The sequence below is a fragment of the Pseudomonas sp. NFX224 genome, assembly GCF_048565165.1.
GTDB lineage: Bacteria > Pseudomonadota > Gammaproteobacteria > Pseudomonadales > Pseudomonadaceae > Aquipseudomonas.
On the sequence record NZ_CP183416.1, the window covers coordinates 5,791,777 to 5,809,544 of the forward strand.

The 17,768-nt window shown below is 61.5% G+C and carries 17 protein-coding genes and 2 pseudogenes; 6 read left to right on the forward strand and 13 right to left on the reverse strand.

Translation table 11 applies throughout. The features are described from left to right. The 7 genes and pseudogenes from ACNYC6_RS26510 to ACNYC6_RS26540 all read right to left on the reverse strand — a co-directional run bounded on the left by ACNYC6_RS26510 (position 1) and on the right by ACNYC6_RS26540 (position 7,311). Positions 1–363, reverse strand: coding sequence for a Na+/H+ antiporter subunit G (locus ACNYC6_RS26510; RefSeq protein ID WP_338586138.1), 363 nt, complete (start codon positions 361–363; stop codon positions 1–3). Next, on the reverse strand, positions 360–638 hold the full coding sequence (locus tag ACNYC6_RS26515; protein WP_419709875.1) for a K+/H+ antiporter subunit F: 279 nt from the start codon (positions 636–638) through the stop codon (positions 360–362). The genes ACNYC6_RS26510 and ACNYC6_RS26515 overlap by 4 nt, the downstream gene beginning before the upstream one ends. Continuing rightward, on the reverse strand, positions 635–1,123 hold the full coding sequence (locus ACNYC6_RS26520; RefSeq protein ID WP_419709876.1) for a Na+/H+ antiporter subunit E: 489 nt from the start codon (positions 1,121–1,123) through the stop codon (positions 635–637). The genes ACNYC6_RS26515 and ACNYC6_RS26520 overlap by 4 nt, the downstream gene beginning before the upstream one ends. Beyond that, the gene (locus tag ACNYC6_RS26525) at positions 1,120–2,805 is read right to left on the reverse strand and encodes a monovalent cation/H+ antiporter subunit D (protein ID WP_419709877.1); all 1,686 of its coding nucleotides are present in this window, start codon (positions 2,803–2,805) and stop codon (positions 1,120–1,122) included. Before ACNYC6_RS26525 ends, ACNYC6_RS26520 begins: the two co-directional genes overlap by 4 nt. Continuing rightward, positions 2,802–3,146, reverse strand: a complete 345-nt coding sequence (locus ACNYC6_RS26530; RefSeq protein ID WP_007986256.1) for a Na+/H+ antiporter subunit C — start codon at positions 3,144–3,146, stop codon at positions 2,802–2,804. Before ACNYC6_RS26530 ends, ACNYC6_RS26525 begins: the two co-directional genes overlap by 4 nt. After that, entirely contained in the window at positions 3,146–6,064 is a 2,919-nt protein-coding gene (locus ACNYC6_RS26535; protein ID WP_419709878.1) for a monovalent cation/H+ antiporter subunit A, read from the reverse strand. The genes ACNYC6_RS26530 and ACNYC6_RS26535 overlap by 1 nt, the downstream gene beginning before the upstream one ends. Positions 6,065–6,281: 217 nt before the next feature. Beyond that, positions 6,282–7,311, reverse strand: a pseudogene (locus ACNYC6_RS26540) (DMT family transporter). On the opposite strand from ACNYC6_RS26540, the gene ACNYC6_RS26545 reads away from it, so the two are divergent. The 3 genes and pseudogenes from ACNYC6_RS26545 to ACNYC6_RS26555 all read left to right on the forward strand — a co-directional run bounded on the left by ACNYC6_RS26545 (position 7,306) and on the right by ACNYC6_RS26555 (position 9,678). Continuing rightward, positions 7,306–7,869 (forward strand): helix-turn-helix domain-containing protein, encoded by a 564-nt coding sequence (locus ACNYC6_RS26545; protein ID WP_419709879.1) that lies wholly within the window; start codon positions 7,306–7,308, stop codon positions 7,867–7,869. The pseudogene ACNYC6_RS26540 and the gene ACNYC6_RS26545 sit on opposite strands and share 6 nt — an antisense overlap. A 115-nt stretch (positions 7,870–7,984) precedes the next feature. Then, positions 7,985–8,224 (forward strand): annotated as a pseudogene (locus ACNYC6_RS26550) (ABC transporter ATP-binding protein); the annotation flags it as partial. Positions 8,225–8,238: 14 nt separating this feature from the next. Further along, the gene (locus tag ACNYC6_RS26555; RefSeq protein WP_419709880.1) at positions 8,239–9,678 is read left to right on the forward strand and encodes an FAD/NAD(P)-binding protein; all 1,440 of its coding nucleotides are present in this window, start codon (positions 8,239–8,241) and stop codon (positions 9,676–9,678) included. Between the two features lie 76 nt (positions 9,679–9,754). On the opposite strand, the gene ACNYC6_RS26560 is transcribed toward ACNYC6_RS26555, so the two are convergent. The 4 genes from ACNYC6_RS26560 to ACNYC6_RS26575 form a co-directional block, all read right to left on the reverse strand. Beyond that, complete coding sequence (locus ACNYC6_RS26560; RefSeq protein WP_419709881.1) at positions 9,755–9,979, reverse strand: hypothetical protein; 225 nt, start codon at positions 9,977–9,979, stop codon at positions 9,755–9,757. Positions 9,980–10,085: 106 nt separating this feature from the next. Beyond that, entirely contained in the window at positions 10,086–10,820 is a 735-nt protein-coding gene (locus ACNYC6_RS26565) for a substrate-binding periplasmic protein (protein ID WP_419709882.1), read from the reverse strand. A gap of 170 nt (positions 10,821–10,990) precedes the next feature. Further along, the gene (locus ACNYC6_RS26570) at positions 10,991–11,368 is read right to left on the reverse strand and encodes a hypothetical protein (protein ID WP_419709883.1); all 378 of its coding nucleotides are present in this window, start codon (positions 11,366–11,368) and stop codon (positions 10,991–10,993) included. Positions 11,369–11,538: 170 nt separating this feature from the next. Further along, positions 11,539–12,273 carry a response regulator gene (locus ACNYC6_RS26575; RefSeq protein WP_419709884.1) on the reverse strand — a complete coding sequence of 245 codons (735 nt, stop codon included), beginning with the start codon at positions 12,271–12,273 and terminating at the stop codon, positions 11,539–11,541. 183 nt (positions 12,274–12,456) lie between these two features. On the opposite strand from ACNYC6_RS26575, the gene ACNYC6_RS26580 reads away from it, so the two are divergent. Both ACNYC6_RS26580 and ACNYC6_RS26585 read left to right on the forward strand, forming a co-directional pair. Continuing rightward, complete coding sequence (locus ACNYC6_RS26580) at positions 12,457–14,454, forward strand: peptidase U32 family protein (RefSeq protein WP_419709885.1); 1,998 nt, start codon at positions 12,457–12,459, stop codon at positions 14,452–14,454. 237 nt (positions 14,455–14,691) lie between these two features. Next, positions 14,692–15,564, forward strand: coding sequence for a mechanosensitive ion channel family protein (locus ACNYC6_RS26585; protein ID WP_419709886.1), 873 nt, complete (start codon positions 14,692–14,694; stop codon positions 15,562–15,564). 12 nt (positions 15,565–15,576) lie between these two features. Here ACNYC6_RS26585 and ACNYC6_RS26590 read toward each other — a convergent pair whose 3' ends face one another. Next, a complete protein-coding gene (locus ACNYC6_RS26590) occupies positions 15,577–15,981 on the reverse strand; it encodes a RidA family protein (RefSeq protein WP_419709887.1) in 405 nt (134 codons plus the stop codon). Positions 15,982–16,121: 140 nt separating this feature from the next. On the opposite strand from ACNYC6_RS26590, the gene ACNYC6_RS26595 reads away from it, so the two are divergent. Beyond that, positions 16,122–17,048, forward strand: a complete 927-nt coding sequence (locus ACNYC6_RS26595; RefSeq protein WP_419709888.1) for a LysR substrate-binding domain-containing protein — start codon at positions 16,122–16,124, stop codon at positions 17,046–17,048. A gap of 91 nt (positions 17,049–17,139) precedes the next feature. Here the strand turns inward: ACNYC6_RS26595 and ACNYC6_RS26600 are convergent, their stop codons facing one another. Beyond that, positions 17,140–17,616 (reverse strand): hemerythrin domain-containing protein, encoded by a 477-nt coding sequence (locus ACNYC6_RS26600; RefSeq protein ID WP_419709889.1) that lies wholly within the window; start codon positions 17,614–17,616, stop codon positions 17,140–17,142. Between the last annotated feature and the right edge of the window lie 152 nt (positions 17,617–17,768).

Below are 17,768 nucleotides of genomic sequence, written 5' to 3' on the forward strand. Positions count from 1 at the left end.
TTAGCTACCGCTCTCAGTCCGCCGACTACTCACCTCGGCCGGCACATCGTCCCCCGCCATGCGCTTACGAAAAAGCGCCGCCCGCGCCAATAGCAAAGTAGTCACCGGAACCGTAATCGCCAGCAAAATCGGAATCAGCCAGGCATGCAACACCGGACCGGACTTGAGTGCCGAAAAGTAGATGATCGAAGCCAGCGCCACACACCACGCGCCCAACGTCGAGGCCAGCGCCGGCGGGTGCATTCGCTGGAAGTAATCCTTCATGCGCAGCAATCCGGTGGCGCCGATCAGCGCGAACAGACCGCCCAGCACCAGCAGGATCGCCACCGGGATTTCCACCCATAGAGACAGTTCCGCGTTCATTCGATCACCTCGCCGCGCAGCAGGAATTTCGCCAGGGCAAACGAGCCGACGAAGCCGAACAGCGCGATCAGCAGCGCTGCTTCAAAATACGTGTCACTGGCATAGCGAATGCCCAGCGCCAGCATCATCAGCATCGCGATGATGTACAGGTAATCCAGCGCCAGGACCCGGTCCTGGGCGGACGGGCCTTTGAACAGGCGGACCAGGGTCAGGATCATCGCCACGGAAAACAGGAACAGGCTGAAAAGAATCGCGTTCGACAGCAGGGCGCTCATTCGAAGATCTCCATTAGCGGACGCTCGTAGGTCGTCTTGAAGTGTTCAATGAACAGCGCTTCGTCATCCAGATCGAAGACGTGCACCAACAAAATGCTGCGGTCCAGCGCCAGCTCCGACCAGACTGTGCCGGGCACTACGGTGCAGATCATCGACAGTGTCGCCAGGCCGTTGGCATCGCGCAGGTCCAGCGGCACCTTGATGAACCGCGAACGCGGTGGGCGGCGGCCAGCGTTGAGCACGCCCCAGGCCACGGCGAGGTTGGACACCAGCACATCGCGACCGACCACCAGGAGCAGGCGCAGGATCACTCCCGGCCGGCGGATACGGATCGGCAACGGGCGCAACTTGCGCATCATCAACGGCGCGCAAAAACCCAGTGCAGCACCCAGCAGCAGGTTGCCGGGGCTCATCGACAGGTTCAGCACCAGCCACAGCAACCACAGCGCCAGCGACAGCCAAGGCGCAGGAAACAGGCGTTTCATGGTTGCACCTCCTGCAGCGCAGCCCGGGCTTCCGGACTTGGCACCGCGCGAGTACCGAGCACGGCCATCACGTATTGCTGCGGGTTGTTCAAGGCATTGGCGGCGGCCTGGGTGTAGCGCAACAGCGGCTCGGCCTGGAATGTCAGTGCAACGCTCAAGCCCAGCAGCGCAAAAATCGGCACGCACTCGAGGCGTCGCAGCACCGGCGATGGCCGCTCTGCCGGGGTCCAGAAACGCTGGATGCCCAAACGCGAAAAGGCTACCAGCGATGCCAGCCCCGAGAGAATCAGCAGCGCCAGCAAGCCCCACGCGGCATTCGAGATCGGCGCGTCAGCGCTGTTGCCCAGGCCCATCGGGTTGAGCAGGGCGCTGAGCAGGCTCAGTTTGCCGATGAACCCGGACAGCGGCGGCATGCCGATGATCAACAGGGCACAAGCGATGAAGCTCAAGCCGAGGAACGCCATGGTCCAGGGAATCACTTGGCCGACCACGGCTTTTTGATCGTCGTCGAGGTTGACGCCCTTGGCCGGATGCAACGATTCCAGCGGCCGTGGCAGCATCTCGTTTTCATCTTCCAGCGGAATTTCATTGGCCGAGCGTGAGCGTTCGATCAACTCGGCCAGCAGGAACAGCGCGCTCAGCGCCAGGGTCGAGCTGACCAGATAGAACAACGCCGCGCCGATCAGATTGGGCTGGGCGAAACCCACGGCCGACAACAGAATCCCTGCCGACACCAGAATGCTCAGGCTGGCCATGCGCTCCAGGCGTTGCGCGGCAAGAGTCGCCACGGCGGCGCAGACGATGGTCGCCATGCCACCGTAAATCAGCCAGTCGCCGCCGAAGTACGCCGATGCTCCGGCTTGGCCAGAGAACAGCAACGTCCACAGGCGCAGCAGCGTATAGATGCCGACCTTGGTCATGATCGCGAACATCGCCGCCACCGGCGCGCTTGCGGAGGAGTACGCCGGCACCAGCCAGAAGTTCAGCGGCCACATCCCGGCCTTGGCCAGGAACGCCACCGCGAGAATCCCCGCGCCGGCGTGCAACAGCCCGCGATCGGCTTCCGGCACCAACGGGATTTTCAGCGCCAGGTCGGCCATGTTCAGGGTGCCGGTGACGCCGTAGATCAGTGCCGCGCCAATCAGGAACAGGGTCGATGCCAGCAAGTTGATCGAGATGTAATGCAGCCCCGACGACACCCGCGCCCGGCCGGAGCCGTGCAGCATCAGGCCATAGGATGCGGCGAGCAGCACTTCGAAGAACACGAACAGGTTGAACAGGTCCGCCGTCAGGAACGCGCCATACAGGCCCATCAACTGAATCTGGAACAGCGCATGGAAACTCGAGCCGGCACTGTCCCAGCGGGCCATGGCGAACAGCAGGGCGCTGACACCGATGATCCCAGTCAGCACCAGCATCAGCGCCGACAGGCGATCGACCACCAGCACCAGGCCAAACGGCACTTGCCAGTTGCCCGGCAGGTACACGCCGATGGAGCCGGGCACCCCGGTGGTTTGCGTCCATTGCAGCAGTAACAGCGAAACGCCCAGGCCCAGCAGGCTGGAGAACAGATTGATTTTGGCTTTGAGCGGGCGGTGTTTCTCGCCGAGCATCAGCATGATCGCGGCGGTCAGCAGCGGCAGCAGGATGGGCGCGGCGATCAGGTGCGTCATTGCATTCATTCTTTAGGCTCCCGGCCATCCACATGGTCGGTGCCGGTCAGGCCCCGGGAGGCCAGCAAGACCACCAGGAACAGCGCGGTCATGGCAAAGCTGATGACGATTGCGGTCAGCACCAGCGCTTGCGGGAGCGGATCGGTGTAATGCAGCAGATCTTGCGGCACGCCATCCTTGATGATCGGCTCCTTGCCGATGAACAGGCTGCCCATGCTGAAGATGAACAGGTTGACGCCGTAGGACAGCAGGCACAGGCCCATGACCACCTGGAACGTCCGTGGACGCAGGATCAGCCACACGCCGGACGCGGCCAGAACACCGATGGCGATTGCGATGACTTCTTCCATCAGACGGCCTCCTGCAGGGCGACGGGTTTAGGCTGGGACGCGGTTTTGTGACCCCGCACCGATTGGTGGGCGAGGGCGGTGAGGATCAACAGCGTCGAACCGACCACCACTGCGTACACGCCGACGTCGAAGAACAGTGCGCTGGCGAGGTGAATGTCGCCCAGCAACGGCAAGTCGAAATGCCAGGTGTGAGTGGTCAGGAACGGATAGCCGACCAGCATCGCGCCCAGGCCGGTGAGCGTGGCAAACAGCAAGCCAACGCTCATCCAACGCAGCGGCCGCAGGCTCATTTGCGCCTCGACCCACTGAGTGCCCGCCACCATGTATTGCAGGATGAACGCCACCGACATCACCAGCCCGGCGACAAAGCCGCCGCCCGGTTGGTTGTGCCCGCGCATGAACAGGTAGAACGACACCACCAGCGCAATCGGCAACAGCAGGCGCACCAGCACCGCCGGGACCATCATGAAGCCGAGCGCGGTATCGCTGGCGTGGCGCGGGTTGACCAGGTCGGTGACCACGTCGGGCGCAAGCAAACGCTGCTGGGCCGGCAGTTGCAGGCTCTCTTTTGGTGGGCGGAAGCGGCGCAGCAGGGCGAACACGGTCAGTGCCACGGCCGCCAGCACGGTGATTTCGCCGAGGGTGTCGAACCCGCGGAAGTCCACCAGCATCACGTTGACCACGTTGCTGCCGCCGCCTTCGGGAAGCGCGCGGCTGAGGTAGAACGAGGAAATATCGTTGGGTGTCTGGCGCGTCAGCATCGCGTATGAAAGCACTGCCATGCCGCCGCCGACCACGGTCGACAGCAGCAAGTCACGGATACGGCGGATGCGCGCCTTGCGCAGGCTGCTCGGCAGTGGCGAAACCTCTTCGATCCGTCGTGGCAGCCAGCGCAGGCCAAGCAGGATCAGCACCGTGGTCACCACTTCGACCACCAGTTGCGTCAAGGCCAGGTCCGGCGCCGAGAACCACACGAAGGTCACGCAGGTCATCAGGCCGCAGACGCTGACCATGGTCAGGGCCGCGAGCCGGTGATACTTGGCTTGATAAGCCGCGCCGAGGGCGCAGGCAATTGCCAGCAACCAGAGGATGACGAACACGATCGAGCCCGGAATTTTCGGCCGGTCGCCCCAGCTCAGACTGCTGTGCAACATCGGGATCAACCCGGCCAGTACGGCGGCGAGCACCATCAGGAACAGCTGGGTTTGCAGGCGATGGGTGCTGATCCGCCGCGACAGGCGACGGGCCAGGCGCATCTTGAGCACCAGGCTGAGTTCGAACAGGCGCTTGCCATTCAGTCGGCCCACCAGTGGCGGATGGCTGAAGCGACCGCGCTTGAACTGATTACGCAACAGCAGATAGAGCACGACACCGCAGGACATGGCGATCAGGCTCATGATCATCGGCGCGTTCAAACCGTGCCAGATCGCCAGGCTGTATTGCGGCAGTGTGCCGCCTACCACCGGCAGCGCGGCGGCGGCGAGCAACGGGCCGACCACTTGAGCCGGGAAGATCCCGACCACCAGGCAGGTGAACACCAGCAATTCGACCGGCGCACGCATCCAGCGCGGCGGTTCGTGCGGCGTGTGTGGCAGGTCGGTGGCAGGCGGGCCGAAGAATACGTCGACGGTGAAACGCAGGGAGTAGGCGACGCTGAATGTCCCGGCGATGGTCGCGACGATCGGCAGGGTCGCTTCGACCCACGCCGTGGCGTTGATGAACACGGTTTCGGCGAAGAACATCTCTTTCGACAGGAAGCCGTTGAGCAACGGCACGCCGGCCATGGAGGCGCTGGCGACCATGGCGAGGGTGGCGGTGAACGGGATCAGCTTGATCAGGCCGCTGAGCTTGCGAATGTCGCGGGTGCCGCTTTCGTGGTCGATGATTCCGGCGGCCATGAACAGCGAGGCCTTGAACGTGGCGTGGTTGAGGATGTGGAACACCGCGGCGACGGCGGCCAGCGGACTGTTCAGACCGAGCAGCAGGGTGATCAGGCCCAGGTGGCTGATGGTCGAGTAGGCCAGCAAGCCCTTGAGGTCATTCTGGAACATCGCGCAATAAGCGCCGAGCAACAGGGTGCACGCCCCGGCGCCGCTGACGATGTAGAACCATTCTTCACTGCCGGACAGCGACGGCCAGAGTCGCGCCAGCAGAAACACCCCGGCCTTGACCATGGTCGCCGAGTGCAAATAGGCCGACACCGGTGTCGGTGCAGCCATCGCGTGGGGTAGCCAGAAATGGAAGGGGAATTGCGCACTTTTGCTCAGTGCGCCGATCAGGATCAGGGGTAACAGGAGGGGGTAGAGGGCATGTGCGCGAATCAGATCGCCGGCGGCCAGGACCTTGTCCAGGTCATAGCTGCCAACCACATGGCCGAGCAGCATGACCCCCGCCAGCAGGCACAACCCACCGGCACCGGTGACCATCAACGCCATGTACGCACCGCGTCGCGCATCGGCGCGGTGGTGCCAGTAGCCGATCAACAGGAACGAGAAGAGGCTGGTCAGCTCCCAGAAAAACACGATCTGGATCAGGTTGCCGGAGATCACCAGCCCGAGCATGGCGCCCATGAACGCCAGGAAAAACGCGAAGAACCGCGGCACCGGATCGTCCGGCGACATGTAGTACCGTGCGTACAGCGACACCAGCGTGCCGATGCCCAGCACCAGCATCGAGAACAGCCAGGCGAAACCGTCCATGCGCAGGACGAAATTCAGGCCCAGGCTCGGCAGCCAGAAAAACTCTTCTCGGATCACGCCGCCGTGGGCGATTTGCGGGTACAGGAGGGCGACCTGGACGGTGCCGATCAAGGCAACCAGACCAGCCAGCAGTGATTCGGTATTACGCGCATTGTGTGGCAGCACCGCTGCCAGACAGCTGCCTATGAAAGGCAGAAGCAGTAGAACTATCAGGGACATAGGCTTCTAATCTGCGGAAGTTTGTGAAGCATCATACGTGCCAGCTCCCGGATCACCAAACGCCAAGCTGTCGCAGAATCCTACAAGGTAGACGGAAAAAGCCTGCTTCACATTGTTTCAACTGGTATGGAAAAAGATCGCAGCCTTCGGCAGCGCCTACAACGTGTGCATTTCAATGTAGGCGATGCGGAAGACTGCGATCTTTTGATCTTGCCGTTTAATTGCCGCGTTCACGCTCCAGCGACTCTTCAACCTCGGCAACCGCCTTACCCTTGGTCTTCAACTCGCTGACAATCACTGCCGCGACAATCAATCCCGCCCCCAGCAGTGCAATTGCCGGCAAGCGTTCCCCGGCGATCCGCCCGACAATCCCGGCCCACACCGGCTCACCGGCATAAATCAGCGTGGCGCGGGTCGGCGAAACACTCTTCTGCGCCCAGTTCATCGCCACCTGGATCGCCGCGCTCGCGGCGCCCAAACCCAAGGCACTGCACAACAGCAACCAGGAAAAATCCGGAATCGCTTCGTTGGTTGGCACCACCATCAGGAACGACAGCACCGAAGTCACCGCCAGTTGCACCACCGTCACTCGCTTCACATCGACCTGACCGGCAAAGTTGCTGATCAGGATGATCTCCGCCGCAATGGCAATCGCGCTGATCAGCGTGGCGATTTCACCGGGGCTGAAGTTAAGCGCAGCGCCGGAAGGTCCGGACAGCAGCATCAACCCGGTAAACGCCAGCATGATCCCGATGCTCGGCATCAGCCCCGGCCGACGACCCAGCACCACCCATTGCAGCAACGGCACGAAGGGCACGTACAACGCGGTGATAAACGCCGACTGGCTGCTGGGAATGCTTTGCAGGCCGACGGTCTGCAAGCCGTAGCCGAGCATGATCGCCACGCCGATAAAGGCACCGGCCTTGAGTTCGAACAGGGTCAGCTCGCGCAGGCTGCGCCAGGAGAACAGGGCGACGATGATCGCGGCGGCGGCAAAGCGCAGGCCGACGAAAAACATCGGGCCGCTGACGGTCATCGCATGCTGGACCAGCAAAAAGGTCCCGCCCCAGACCATGGTGATCAACACCAGTACGCACTCGGCCTTGCTGAGCTGCAGGAAACGGGAGGAGGTCCGGGAGGTGTTCACCGACGTCATGATCTTGCGCACTGCCTGAGGGGGGACGCACAATGCGCCGGAAGTTGGGCAGTATACTGCGCAACACCACCCAGTGAGCAATATAGTGCACAAAGATTCCACGCAACGGGCTTCGGTCCTGCAGCACGTCAGCCAGAATGTTCGACGCCTGCGTCATGCCGCCGACATGAGCCAGACCAGCCTCGCAGAAAAATCCGGCGTCAGCCGCCGAATGCTGGTGGCTATCGAGGCCGGGGAAAAGAACGTCAGCCTGACCACTCTCGACCGCGTGGCCGAAGCGTTGGACGTGGCGTTCAGCGACCTGATCCAGGCCCCCGATGTCCGTGACCATAGCCGCATCAACGAAGTGGCCTGGGCCGGTGTGATCCCTGGCAGCAAGGCCGTATTGCTGTCCAAAGCCACCGCTACCCGCGAAGTGGAGCAATGGGAATGGTGCCTGCAACCGGGGGAGGTCTACCCATCTCAACCGGATGCCGATGGCTGGAGCGAACAGATCTACGTGTTCGAAGGCTGCCTGACCCTGATGCTCGGTGACACCCCACACGATATCGCCGCTGGCGAGTTCTATATGTTTGCCAGCAACCAGCCTCACGCCTATCGCAACGATGGACCTGTGGTGGCGCGGTTTGTGCGCAATGTGGTGATCTGACTGCTGGCCTATCAACAGTGGATAGACACGTTGCTGTATTGAAACTGTATTCGTTTCTTGGGTATTTACGTAACTAATTGAAAATAAAGTAAATAACGCTTTTGACAGGGGCCGTGTCGACCACCAGTCGCCGGGTTTGGCGCCTACCATCGTCCAGGAGATTTTCGAAATCGTCGCCCGGCTCAATCGCGAGGCGCAGGTGAGCTTTCTGATTGCCGAGCAAAATATTAATGTGGCGCTCAAGTGCGCGGCCACGACTTACGTGCTCGACACCGGCCAGGTGGTGTTGTCCGGCAGCGCGGATAAGTTGTTGCCCCGGGGCGATCTGCATGATTTCTATCCAGGCAAACATTGATCAGTGAGAACGGCATGAGTCAAACCCAAAGCGGACAGGCGACCGGCGCCATCCGTCACGCGGACATCCTGATCGTCGGCGGCGGCCTCAGCGGCGCGATGCTGGCGGCGCAATTGCTGCGCCTGCCGGGCCAGCGCCACGTGCTGGTGATCGAACCGCGCGCCGAACTGGGTCGGGGCGAAGCCTATAGCGCCGTGGAGCTGGGCCATACGCTCAACGGTAATGCAGCGCGCATGAGCGTCGACCCGGACAACGCCGATGACCTGACCCAATGGTTGACCGAATACATTGCCGCCGGCGGCTGGCCAGAGTCGGATGAGCAGCATGTGCCGATCAGCGAACTGTTCCCGCCCAGGGGGATTTTCGGTTTGTACGTGCAGCAACGTCTGGCTGAAGCGCAGGCGGTGGGCGCGGTGCACGGTTCGACGGTCGAGCATGTGCGGACCGAGGTGGTCGATTTGCAAAGCGATGCGCAATCGGTGCAGTTGACCTTGAGCGATGGCCAGCGTTTGCAGGGCGAATTTGCCGTGCTAGCCACCGGGATGTTCCCCGCCGCACGCACGCCGCAAACCGAATCCAGCGGTTTGAACGCGGCGGCGCTTGATCCGTGGGATGTGACCGCCATGCGGCAACTTGACCCGCAGTCGACGGTTTTGATCATCGGCTCCGGGCTGACCATGGTTGATGCCGTGGTGTCGCTGGAACAGGCCGGGCATCGCGGGCCGATCGAAGTGTTTTCCCGGCATGGCTTGCTGCCGCATGTGCGGCGGCAACCGCCGGCCTGGACGGATTTCCTCGCGCAAGACCACGGCATTCGCACCCCTCGTCAACTGGTACGCGAACTGCGCCGACATTGCCGCGACGCCATCGCCCAGGGCATCGACTGGCAGGCGCCGCTGGACACGGTGAGAGCGCATATCGGTCGTTTGTGGAATCAGGCCAGCGATGTGCAGCGTCGGCAGTTTGTGCGGCACGTGCGGCCATGGTGGGAGAGCCATCACCACCGCTCGCCACCGTTGAGCGCCGAGTTGGTGGAACGCTTGCACGGGGAAGGGCGTTTGCGTATTCAGGCTGCGTCGTTCAAGGGGCTGGAGCCTTCGGTGAACGGTGAGGTCAGTATCCGCATTCGACGTCGCGGCGAGACACAAACCACTGTCGTCAGTGGCGCGGCGTTGATCAATTCCAGCGGCATCGAATACGACTGGCGCCGGGTTGCACGACCGCTGCCACAACAATTGCTGGCGCGTGGCCTGATCCGGCCAGGGCCGTTGGCGCTGGGGATCGCCGCCGAGGCGGACGGTGCGGTGCTGGATGCCGACGGTCAGGCCGCAAGCCGTTTGTTCGCCATGGGCCCGCCGTTGCGCGGGATGTGGTGGGAAAGCACGGCGGTGACGGATGTGGCCACTCAAGCCAAGGCTTTGGCAGCGCGATTGGCAGCACTTCAATCTTCGTAGCAGCTGCTACGGCGTCAAATGCAAGAAACCCCGCTTTTGGCGGGGTTTCTTGTTTCAAACAGCCCAAGACCGTTGATCAATAACGCTGATATTTGGAACCGAACTCAGGGCGGTTTTCCGCGACATAGAGTTTTTCTTTCTGGCTGTCCTGACGGTCGATGCCGACGGTGTTCACGTTCAGGGTTGCCGGTTGGCTGGTTTTGGCGGCGGCAACGATTGGCGAAGTGGCGTGCGGTGCGGCGATGGCGGAAGTCGCGCCAAGGACCGTGAGGGCGAAACCGAGACCGATGATGCTTTTCATGATGTTGCTCCAGAGCGTGGTGAGAAGATGGGGCCACTGTAGTGCTGGAGCGCTTTGATGAAAAAACACCCTTGCGCATAGTCGTTATCGAGGGTGTTGATGGCATTCAGCGGGGCGGGCTGTCGCTGAGCCAGCGTTGTTTGATCTGTTCCAGACGCCCGTCGCGGGTCATCTCGTCCAGCGCCTGCTGCCAGCGCGCGACCTGGCGCGTATCGGTTTGCAGCGAGAAGGCGATGTAGCTGTCTTGCTGCATCAGCGGCATCTGGTAGTGCAATTGACTGGGCGCCAACCCTTCTTCCCGGGCCATGGTGGCGATGGACAGGGTATCGGCCACGACGAAGTCGGTGCGGCCCATGCGTGCCAGGCGCATCATCTGCTCAGACGTAGCGACGCCATACAGGTTGGTCAGGCCCTGCGTCTGCAAGTAGCTGTAGACCAGCCATTTGCGCGGCACGACTATTCGTCCCAGTCTGCCGGCCTCCAGCAAACTGTGGACCGGTGGTCGGGTGCTGTCGGCGGAGTACAGCGCGGTTTCGACTTCCAGCAACGGCCCGACCCACTGGTATTGGTCATCGCGTTCAGCGGTGCGCAATACGGTAAACACCCCGATGCCCGGTTCGGTGTTGGCCATGCGCAAGGCACGCAACAACGGCAGTTGCTCCAGATTCACATGGTCGCCGGTGCGTTCAGCCAGTGCTTGCACCACGTCCACGCCGAATCCCACCAGTTGGCCACCTTGCTCGAAATGCAGGGGCGGGTGGTTGTCGGTGAGCAGGGTCAGGTTGGCCGCGAGCGTATTCAGACTCAGGAAAAACAGCAGGCAACCGGCAAATCGCTTCATGAATCGTCCTTGATGAAGTGAAGCGCCGATCTTAGTACAGGCACAGTGCCACTGTCTCGGGCTATCTCCGGGGCTTTTGTGTCAGATGTGAGGATTGCGGGGGAGTGGGCTGACACAAAAACTGCAGGAGCGAGCTCCCACAGTGGGTTGTGTTGTGAGGGAGATCGCGATCAGTAGCGCTGATATTTCGAACCGAACTCGGCGCGGTTTTCGGCGACCATTACTCCGCCGCGCACTGCATTACTCGGGATCGAAGCAACACGCTCATGCAGCTCCTGCAAACGATCGGCGCCACCTTCAGCAACACGATTCTGGATCAGTCGATCGGAACCGCCTTCAGCAACACGGTTCTCGATCAGTCGATCGGAGCCACCCTCGGCGACGCGATTCTGCTGCAAACGGTCCGAACCGCCTTCGGCCAGCAGGGCCTGGATCGGGCTTTGCGAGGCCAAGCTCGCGGTGTTGGCCGATGCCAGGTTCGACAATCCAAGACCACCCACCAGGGCGAGGCCGAGTGCCAGGGACGAAACTTTCGAGAAGTTGAACATGGGTAATTCTCCGTGCGCTTAAGTGTGAGTGGTCTGCTGCTATCTGGTGCTCACAGTTAAACGCCGGGGTGTATCGCTGATGTGTGCCTGAAACGCTTGAAATCGGCGTTTGCGTATCCGGGCGGGGTTTCTATACAAACGGATACAAAACCCCGGAAAAAACTTCAACCCTACGCGTCGAGCATTTCCACCGGGTAGGAAAACACATAGCCTTCGCTGCGCACGGTCTTGATGTAGGTCGCTTCCCGCGAGTCATCCTTCAGCCGTTGACGCAGGCGGCTGACCAGCAAGTCGATGGAACGGTCGAACAGGTCGGCGTCGCGGCCCTGAGTCAGGTTGAGTAACTGGTCGCGGCTCAGCACCCGTTGCGGATGATCGAGAAACACCCGCAACAGTCGGTATTCGGCGCCGCTGAGGGCGACCAGCGTGTCGTCTTCGTCCAGCAGGTGACGGGCGGTCGTGTCCAGGCGCCAGCGGCCGAAACCGAGCAGACGGCCGGTTTCGGTGACCAGCAGGTTGGGCGGCAGCATCCGGGTGCGGCGCAGCACGGCGTTGATCCGCGCCAGCAGTTCACGGGCGGCGAAGGGTTTGGTCAGGTAGTCGTCGGCGCCCATTTCCAGGCCGAGAATGCGGTCGGTTTCGTCGTTGCGTGCGGTGAGCATCAGGATCGGCGTGGCTTTGTGCTTGCCCGAGCGCAATTCGCGGCACAGCACCAGGCCGTCATCGCCGGGCAGCATGATGTCGAGCACGATCAGGTCGACCTGGTTGGTGTCCAGAAAATTGCGCATGTGCCGGCCGTCGGCGACCATGGTGGTGCGCAAGCCGTTCTTTTTCAGGTAGTTGCCCACCAGTTCGCGAATTTCGCGATCGTCATCGACGATCAGGATGTGGTTGACGTGGTCCATGGGTCGATCCTTTTGTTATTCGCGTTTTGCACATTCTAGGGGCCGGCGAGGAATTTTGTTCGTTGGTTTTTTGCCGGACTGGCCGTGCAATCGCGCTGCCACCCGGCAGCACACGGGTGCCGCTCAGGCCATTCGCCGCTACAATGCGCACCTCGACCGTGACAGCCTGACTAAAAAAATATTATGTCCCTGCCCAAACATCACCTGGAATTGCTCAGCCCTGCCCGCGATGTCGCCATCGCCCGCGAGGCCATCCTGCATGGCGCCGACGCCGTGTACCTCGGCGGCCCGAGCTTCGGCGCCCGCCACAACGCCTGCAACGAGGTCAGCGATATCGCCCAATTGGTCGAGTTCGCCCATCGTTACCACGCGCGGGTGTTCACCACCATCAACACTATCCTGCACGACAACGAACTGGAGCCGGCCCGCAAGCTGATCCACGAACTGTACGATGCCGGTGTCGATGCGCTGATCGTCCAGGACCTGGGCGTGATGGAACTGGACATCCCGCCGATCGAGCTGCACGCCAGCACCCAGACCGACATCCGTACCCTGGCGCGGGCGAAGTTCCTCGATCAGGCCGGTTTCTCGCAACTGGTACTGGCCCGCGAACTGAACCTGCAGGAAATCCGCGCCATCGCCGACGAGACCGACGCGGCGATCGAGTTCTTCATCCACGGCGCGCTGTGTGTGGCGTTCTCCGGGCAGTGCAACATTTCCCATGCGCAGACCGGGCGCAGTGCCAACCGGGGCGATTGCTCCCAGGCCTGTCGTTTGCCGTACACCCTCAAGGATGAAAAAGGCGGCGTGATCGCCTACGAAAAACACCTGCTGTCGATGAAGGACAACAACCAGAGCGCCAACATCCGCGCCCTGGTGGAGGCCGGCGTGCGCTCGTTCAAGATCGAAGGGCGCTACAAGGACATGGGCTATGTGAAGAACATCACGGCCTACTACCGCCAGCGTCTCGATGAGGTGCTCGAAGACCGTCCGGACCTGGCCCGTGCGTCCAGCGGCCGCACCGCGCATTTCTTCGTGCCGGACCCGGACAAGACCTTCCACCGTGGCAGCACCGACTACTTCGTCAGCGAGCGCAAGATCGACATCGGTGCGTTCGATTCGCCGACGTTCACCGGTCTGCCGGTCGGCGTGGTGGAGAAAGTCGGCAAGCGCGACTTGCTGGTGGTCACCCAAGAGCCGCTGTCTAACGGCGACGGCCTCAATGTGCTGGTCAAGCGCGAAGTGGTGGGCTGGCGTACCAACATCGCCGAGCCCAAGGGTGAGTTTGAAGAGGACGGCGAGAAGCGCTATCGCTACCGCGTCGAACCCAACGAGATGCCGGAAGGGCTGCACAAACTGCGGCCTAACCACCCTCTAAACCGCAACCTCGACCACAACTGGCAGCAGGCCTTGCAGAAGACCTCCGCCGAGCGTCGTATCGGCCTGACCTGGATGGCCCGTTTGCGCGAGGAACGCCTGGAGCTGACCGCGACCAGCGAGGAGGGCGTCAGTGCCAGCGTAGCGCTGGACGGCCCGTTCGGTCTGGCCAACAAGCCGGAGCAGGCGCTGGAGCAACTGCGCGACCTGCTCGGTCAACTGGGCACCACCGAATACCACGCCACCGACACCCGGCTGGATGCCCCGCAGGCGTACTTCATTCCCAACTCACAGCTCAAGGCCTTGCGCCGCGAAGTGATTGAGGCGCTGACCGCCACCCGTCTGCTGGCTCACCCACGGGGTGGTCGCAAGGCCGAGACCAATCCGCCACCGGTGTACCCGGAGTCGCACCTGTCGTTCCTGGCTAACGTCTACAACCAGAAGGCACGCGATTTCTATCATCGACACGGGGTCAAGCTGATCGATGCGGCGTACGAGGCCCACGAGGAACCGGGCGAAGTGCCGGTGATGATCACCAAACACTGCCTGCGCTTCTCTTTCAACCTGTGTCCGAAACAGGCCAAGGGCGTTACTGGCGTGCGCACCAAGGTTGCGCCGATGCAATTGATCCACGGCGATGAAGTGCTGACGCTGAAGTTCGACTGCAAGCCTTGTGAAATGCACATCATCGGCAAGATGAAAGGCCACATCCTTGGCCTGCCACAACCGGGCAGCGTCCAGCCGGTGGTCGGCTACATCAGCCCCGATGACCTGCTGAAAACCATTCCCCGCGCGCCTCACTGAATGGCGTAAACCCTGTAGGAGCGAGCCTGCTCGCGATGAGGCCAGAGCATCCAGCATCAATGCTGGCTGAACCGACTCCTTCGCGAGCAGGCTCGCGCCTACAGGGGTTCGTTGTCGAAGCTGAAATCCGCGTCACCCCAATCCCCTGTGGGATTAGCGGCAACACACCGTCCGACTGGCAGCCCGCGAAGGCTGTGCTAGCGTCTTGAGGTCAATCCTCATTTGCGAGCCTCTGCCATGGACGAGACCATCGTTAACGTAACCACCGAGAAGTTCAACGCACTGATTGCCATGGTTCAGGCCTACGGTGTCGCTTTCGCGGTCAAGGTGCTGACTGCCATTGCGTTCTGGATCGTCGGCCGCTGGCTGATCGGCTTTGCGGTCGGGATGGTGCAGAAGGCCCTGAGCAAGCAGAAGGTCGACCCGACCGTGCTGCGTTATGTCGGCTCGGCGATCACCGTGACGCTGAATATCATCCTGGTCATCGCCATCCTCGGTTACCTCGGCATGCAAACCACCACCTTCGCGGCGCTGCTCGCGGCGGTCGGTCTGGCCATCGGCATGGCCTGGTCGGGGTTGCTGGCCAACCTGGCGGCGGGTGCGTTCATTATCGTGCTGCGTCCGTTCAAGGTCGGCGACTTCATCTGCGCCGGCGGGGTGACGGGTACGGTCACTGAAATCGGCTTGTTCGCCACCGCGATCAACACCCCGGATAACGTGTTGACCCTGGTCGGCAACAACAAGATCTTCAGCGACAACATCCAGAACTTCACCCACAACCCGTTCCGCCGCGTTGAACTCAAGGCGCAACTGTCCGGCGCGACCGACTGGAAAGCGGCGGCGGCCTTGCTCAAGGAAAAAATCGCCGCCATTCCCAATGTGCTCGAAACCCCGGCGGTAGACGTGGAAATTCTCGAGTTCAACCTGGTGGGGCCGGTGTTGGCGGTGCGCCCTTACTGCCATAACGAAAACTATTGGCAGGTGTATTTCGACACCAACCGGATCATCAAGGATGCCCTTGGCGAGGCCGGTTTCCCGGCGCCGATGCCAGCGCAAACCGTGATTTTCCAGCAAGGCGCCGCGTTGCCCGGCGCACTGGCGAAGGAGTGATCGGCAATCGACTCAGCTTCCGGCGTTTTCCGGGAGCCTGGCGATCACCTTGATCTCGAACTCAAACCCATAGAGCCAGGTGACGCCGACGGCAGTTACCGTCGGATACGGCGCCTGGCCCCAGAATTCTGACACGACCTTCCAGATCCTCTCGAATTTCGCGTCGGGATCGACGATGAACACGGTGACATCCACCACATCGTCGAAACTGCAACCGGCTGCGTCCAGAATCCCGTTCAGATTGCTGAACGCCCGCCGGACCTGGGCATCAAGTTCGGGCTCTGGCGAACCGTCGTCGGTACTGCCCACTTGCCCCGACACAAACAAAAAGCCATTGGAACGGATCGCCGGCGAATAGCGATTACGCTCGTAGAGCGCCTGGCGGCCGGGTGGAAACACAACATCACGCTGGGTCATAACTACCTCCATCAGCAGGCCGACCGGCCCGCAATTAACGATGCAGGCACTTTAGAGGGCCGGGGCTTGCCCGATAAACGATCAACTGCAACCATCACTGTTTGTAAAAACCAAATAATCCGCGAGCGATTGGGGCAGGTATGGACCGTTTCGATGCGATGCAGGCCTTCGCCCGGGTGGTGGAGGCGGGCAGCTTCACCAAGGCCGCCGAGACGCTGCACATGAGCAAGACCAGCGTCACCCAACTGGTGCAGCAACTGGAGACGCGGTTGCGGGTGAAATTGCTCAACCGCACCACACGCAAGGTCAACGTCACCGCCGACGGCGCCGTCTACTACGAGCGCGTGGTGCGACTGCTGGCTGACCTGGACGATGCCGAAACCAGCCTGTCGAATGCATCGACCGTGCCCAGGGGCCGACTGCGGGTGGATGTGCCCAGCCCGCTGGCGAGCATGATTCTGGTTCCGGCGTTGCCGCAGTTTCACGCCCGATACCCGGACATCCAGATCGACATGGGCGTCAGCGATCGCATCGTCGATCTGATCGACGAGAACGTCGATTGCGTGGTGCGCGGTGGCGAGTTGACCGACCAATCACTGATGGCTCGGCGAGTCGGTGACCTGCAGTTGGGCGTGTTTGCCGCGCCGAGTTATCTGCAACGTCTCGGCACGCCATTGCATCCACGGGAGCTGGAAGATTCCGAGCATCGCATCGTCGGGTTCCTGTGGGCGCGCACCGGCAAAGCCATGCCTTATGCCATGCGCAACGCTGGCGAGCGTATCGAGATCAAGGGGCGCTATGTGCTGGCCGTCGACGATGGAAACGCTTACATCGCGGCGGGTCTGGCCGGCATGGGCGTTCTCTGGTTGCCCGAATACATGTCCAGGCCTTACTTGGCGCGCGGCGAACTGGTGCAGCTGTTCGAGGGCTGGCGCCTCGATCCGATGCCGTTGTTCGTGGCGTTCCCTCCGAACCGGCATATCAGCCGCAAGGTGCGGGTGTTCATCGATTGGGTGACCGAACTGATGGCGCGGCATGCGCCTCTGATGGACCCGCGTGGTTCATGACTCGCCAACCGTAGGCTGAGCCGAAAAACCCGCGAAGGATATCGCGGGTTTTCATTTTTCAGGGGCCGTAAAGCATGAGCGGTCTGCGCCATCAGGCAGCCATGTTCCCGCCGTTCAGCTCTTTTTTCAAAGACGCTTTCATCGACTCCATTTGCTTGCCCAGTTCGTCCAGTTCGGCCTTGCCCAACAGCTTTCTGGCCTGAGGAAACATCTCGGTTTCCTCTTCTTCAATGTGGTGTTCAAGCAGCTCCTTGACCACTTTTGCGCGCCCGGAAAACTCGACACTTGCCGGGTCTGTCGTCTTCAAGTCGGGCAGTACCAGCGAGTCGACGGTGCGGTGTTCTTCCTTCGCCTCGTAGTACATGACTTCCTGTTCTTTACCCCCGGCTTTCTTGTAGGCCGGGTAGAGAATTTCTTCTTCGAGCCGGGTGTGAATCATGATTTCCATTTCGAGTTTGCCCACCAATTCAGTGCGTTTCTTTACCGCGCGCTCAGTGGAATCATTCAGTTGGGTCAGGATGCCTTTCACGCGTTCATGGTCGGTTTTGAGGATGTCGATGGCATTCATGGTCTTGCCTCTGCAGCGAGTGGGTGTACGCATAGGAAGAATCGGCCAGAGAAAAAGTGCGGAGCAACAGACGAGCGGCGGGATACGCCGCTCGTCATCTCGAATGCACGCTTGCAAGAGGGCCTCTTCAAATGAATACGGCCCGGAAAATC

Excerpts from the sequence above, each read along its gene's own strand:
- ACNYC6_RS26590 (WP_419709887.1), bottom strand. The coding sequence starts at position 15,981 with ATGACCCAGCGTGATGTTGTGTTTCCACCCGGCCGCCAGGCGCTCTAC.
- ACNYC6_RS26530 (WP_007986256.1), bottom strand. The coding sequence starts at position 3,146 with ATGGAAGAAGTCATCGCAATCGCCATCGGTGTTCTGGCCGCGTCCGGC.
- ACNYC6_RS26535 (WP_419709878.1), bottom strand. The coding sequence starts at position 6,064 with ATGTCCCTGATAGTTCTACTGCTTCTGCCTTTCATAGGCAGCTGTCTG.
- ACNYC6_RS26585 (WP_419709886.1), top strand. The coding sequence starts at position 14,692 with ATGGACGAGACCATCGTTAACGTAACCACCGAGAAGTTCAACGCACTG.
- ACNYC6_RS26555 (WP_419709880.1), top strand. The coding sequence starts at position 8,239 with ATGAGTCAAACCCAAAGCGGACAGGCGACCGGCGCCATCCGTCACGCG.
- ACNYC6_RS26560 (WP_419709881.1), bottom strand. The coding sequence starts at position 9,979 with ATGAAAAGCATCATCGGTCTCGGTTTCGCCCTCACGGTCCTTGGCGCG.
- ACNYC6_RS26595 (WP_419709888.1), top strand. The coding sequence starts at position 16,122 with ATGGACCGTTTCGATGCGATGCAGGCCTTCGCCCGGGTGGTGGAGGCG.
- ACNYC6_RS26525 (WP_419709877.1), bottom strand. The coding sequence starts at position 2,805 with ATGAATGCAATGACGCACCTGATCGCCGCGCCCATCCTGCTGCCGCTG.
- ACNYC6_RS26565 (WP_419709882.1), bottom strand. The coding sequence starts at position 10,820 with ATGAAGCGATTTGCCGGTTGCCTGCTGTTTTTCCTGAGTCTGAATACG.
- ACNYC6_RS26580 (WP_419709885.1), top strand. The coding sequence starts at position 12,457 with ATGTCCCTGCCCAAACATCACCTGGAATTGCTCAGCCCTGCCCGCGAT.
- ACNYC6_RS26575 (WP_419709884.1), bottom strand. The coding sequence starts at position 12,273 with ATGGACCACGTCAACCACATCCTGATCGTCGATGACGATCGCGAAATT.
- ACNYC6_RS26520 (WP_419709876.1), bottom strand. The coding sequence starts at position 1,123 with ATGAAACGCCTGTTTCCTGCGCCTTGGCTGTCGCTGGCGCTGTGGTTG.
- ACNYC6_RS26600 (WP_419709889.1), bottom strand. The coding sequence starts at position 17,616 with ATGAATGCCATCGACATCCTCAAAACCGACCATGAACGCGTGAAAGGC.
- ACNYC6_RS26570 (WP_419709883.1), bottom strand. The coding sequence starts at position 11,368 with ATGTTCAACTTCTCGAAAGTTTCGTCCCTGGCACTCGGCCTCGCCCTG.
- ACNYC6_RS26510 (WP_338586138.1), bottom strand. The coding sequence starts at position 363 with ATGAACGCGGAACTGTCTCTATGGGTGGAAATCCCGGTGGCGATCCTG.
- ACNYC6_RS26515 (WP_419709875.1), bottom strand. The coding sequence starts at position 638 with ATGAGCGCCCTGCTGTCGAACGCGATTCTTTTCAGCCTGTTCCTGTTT.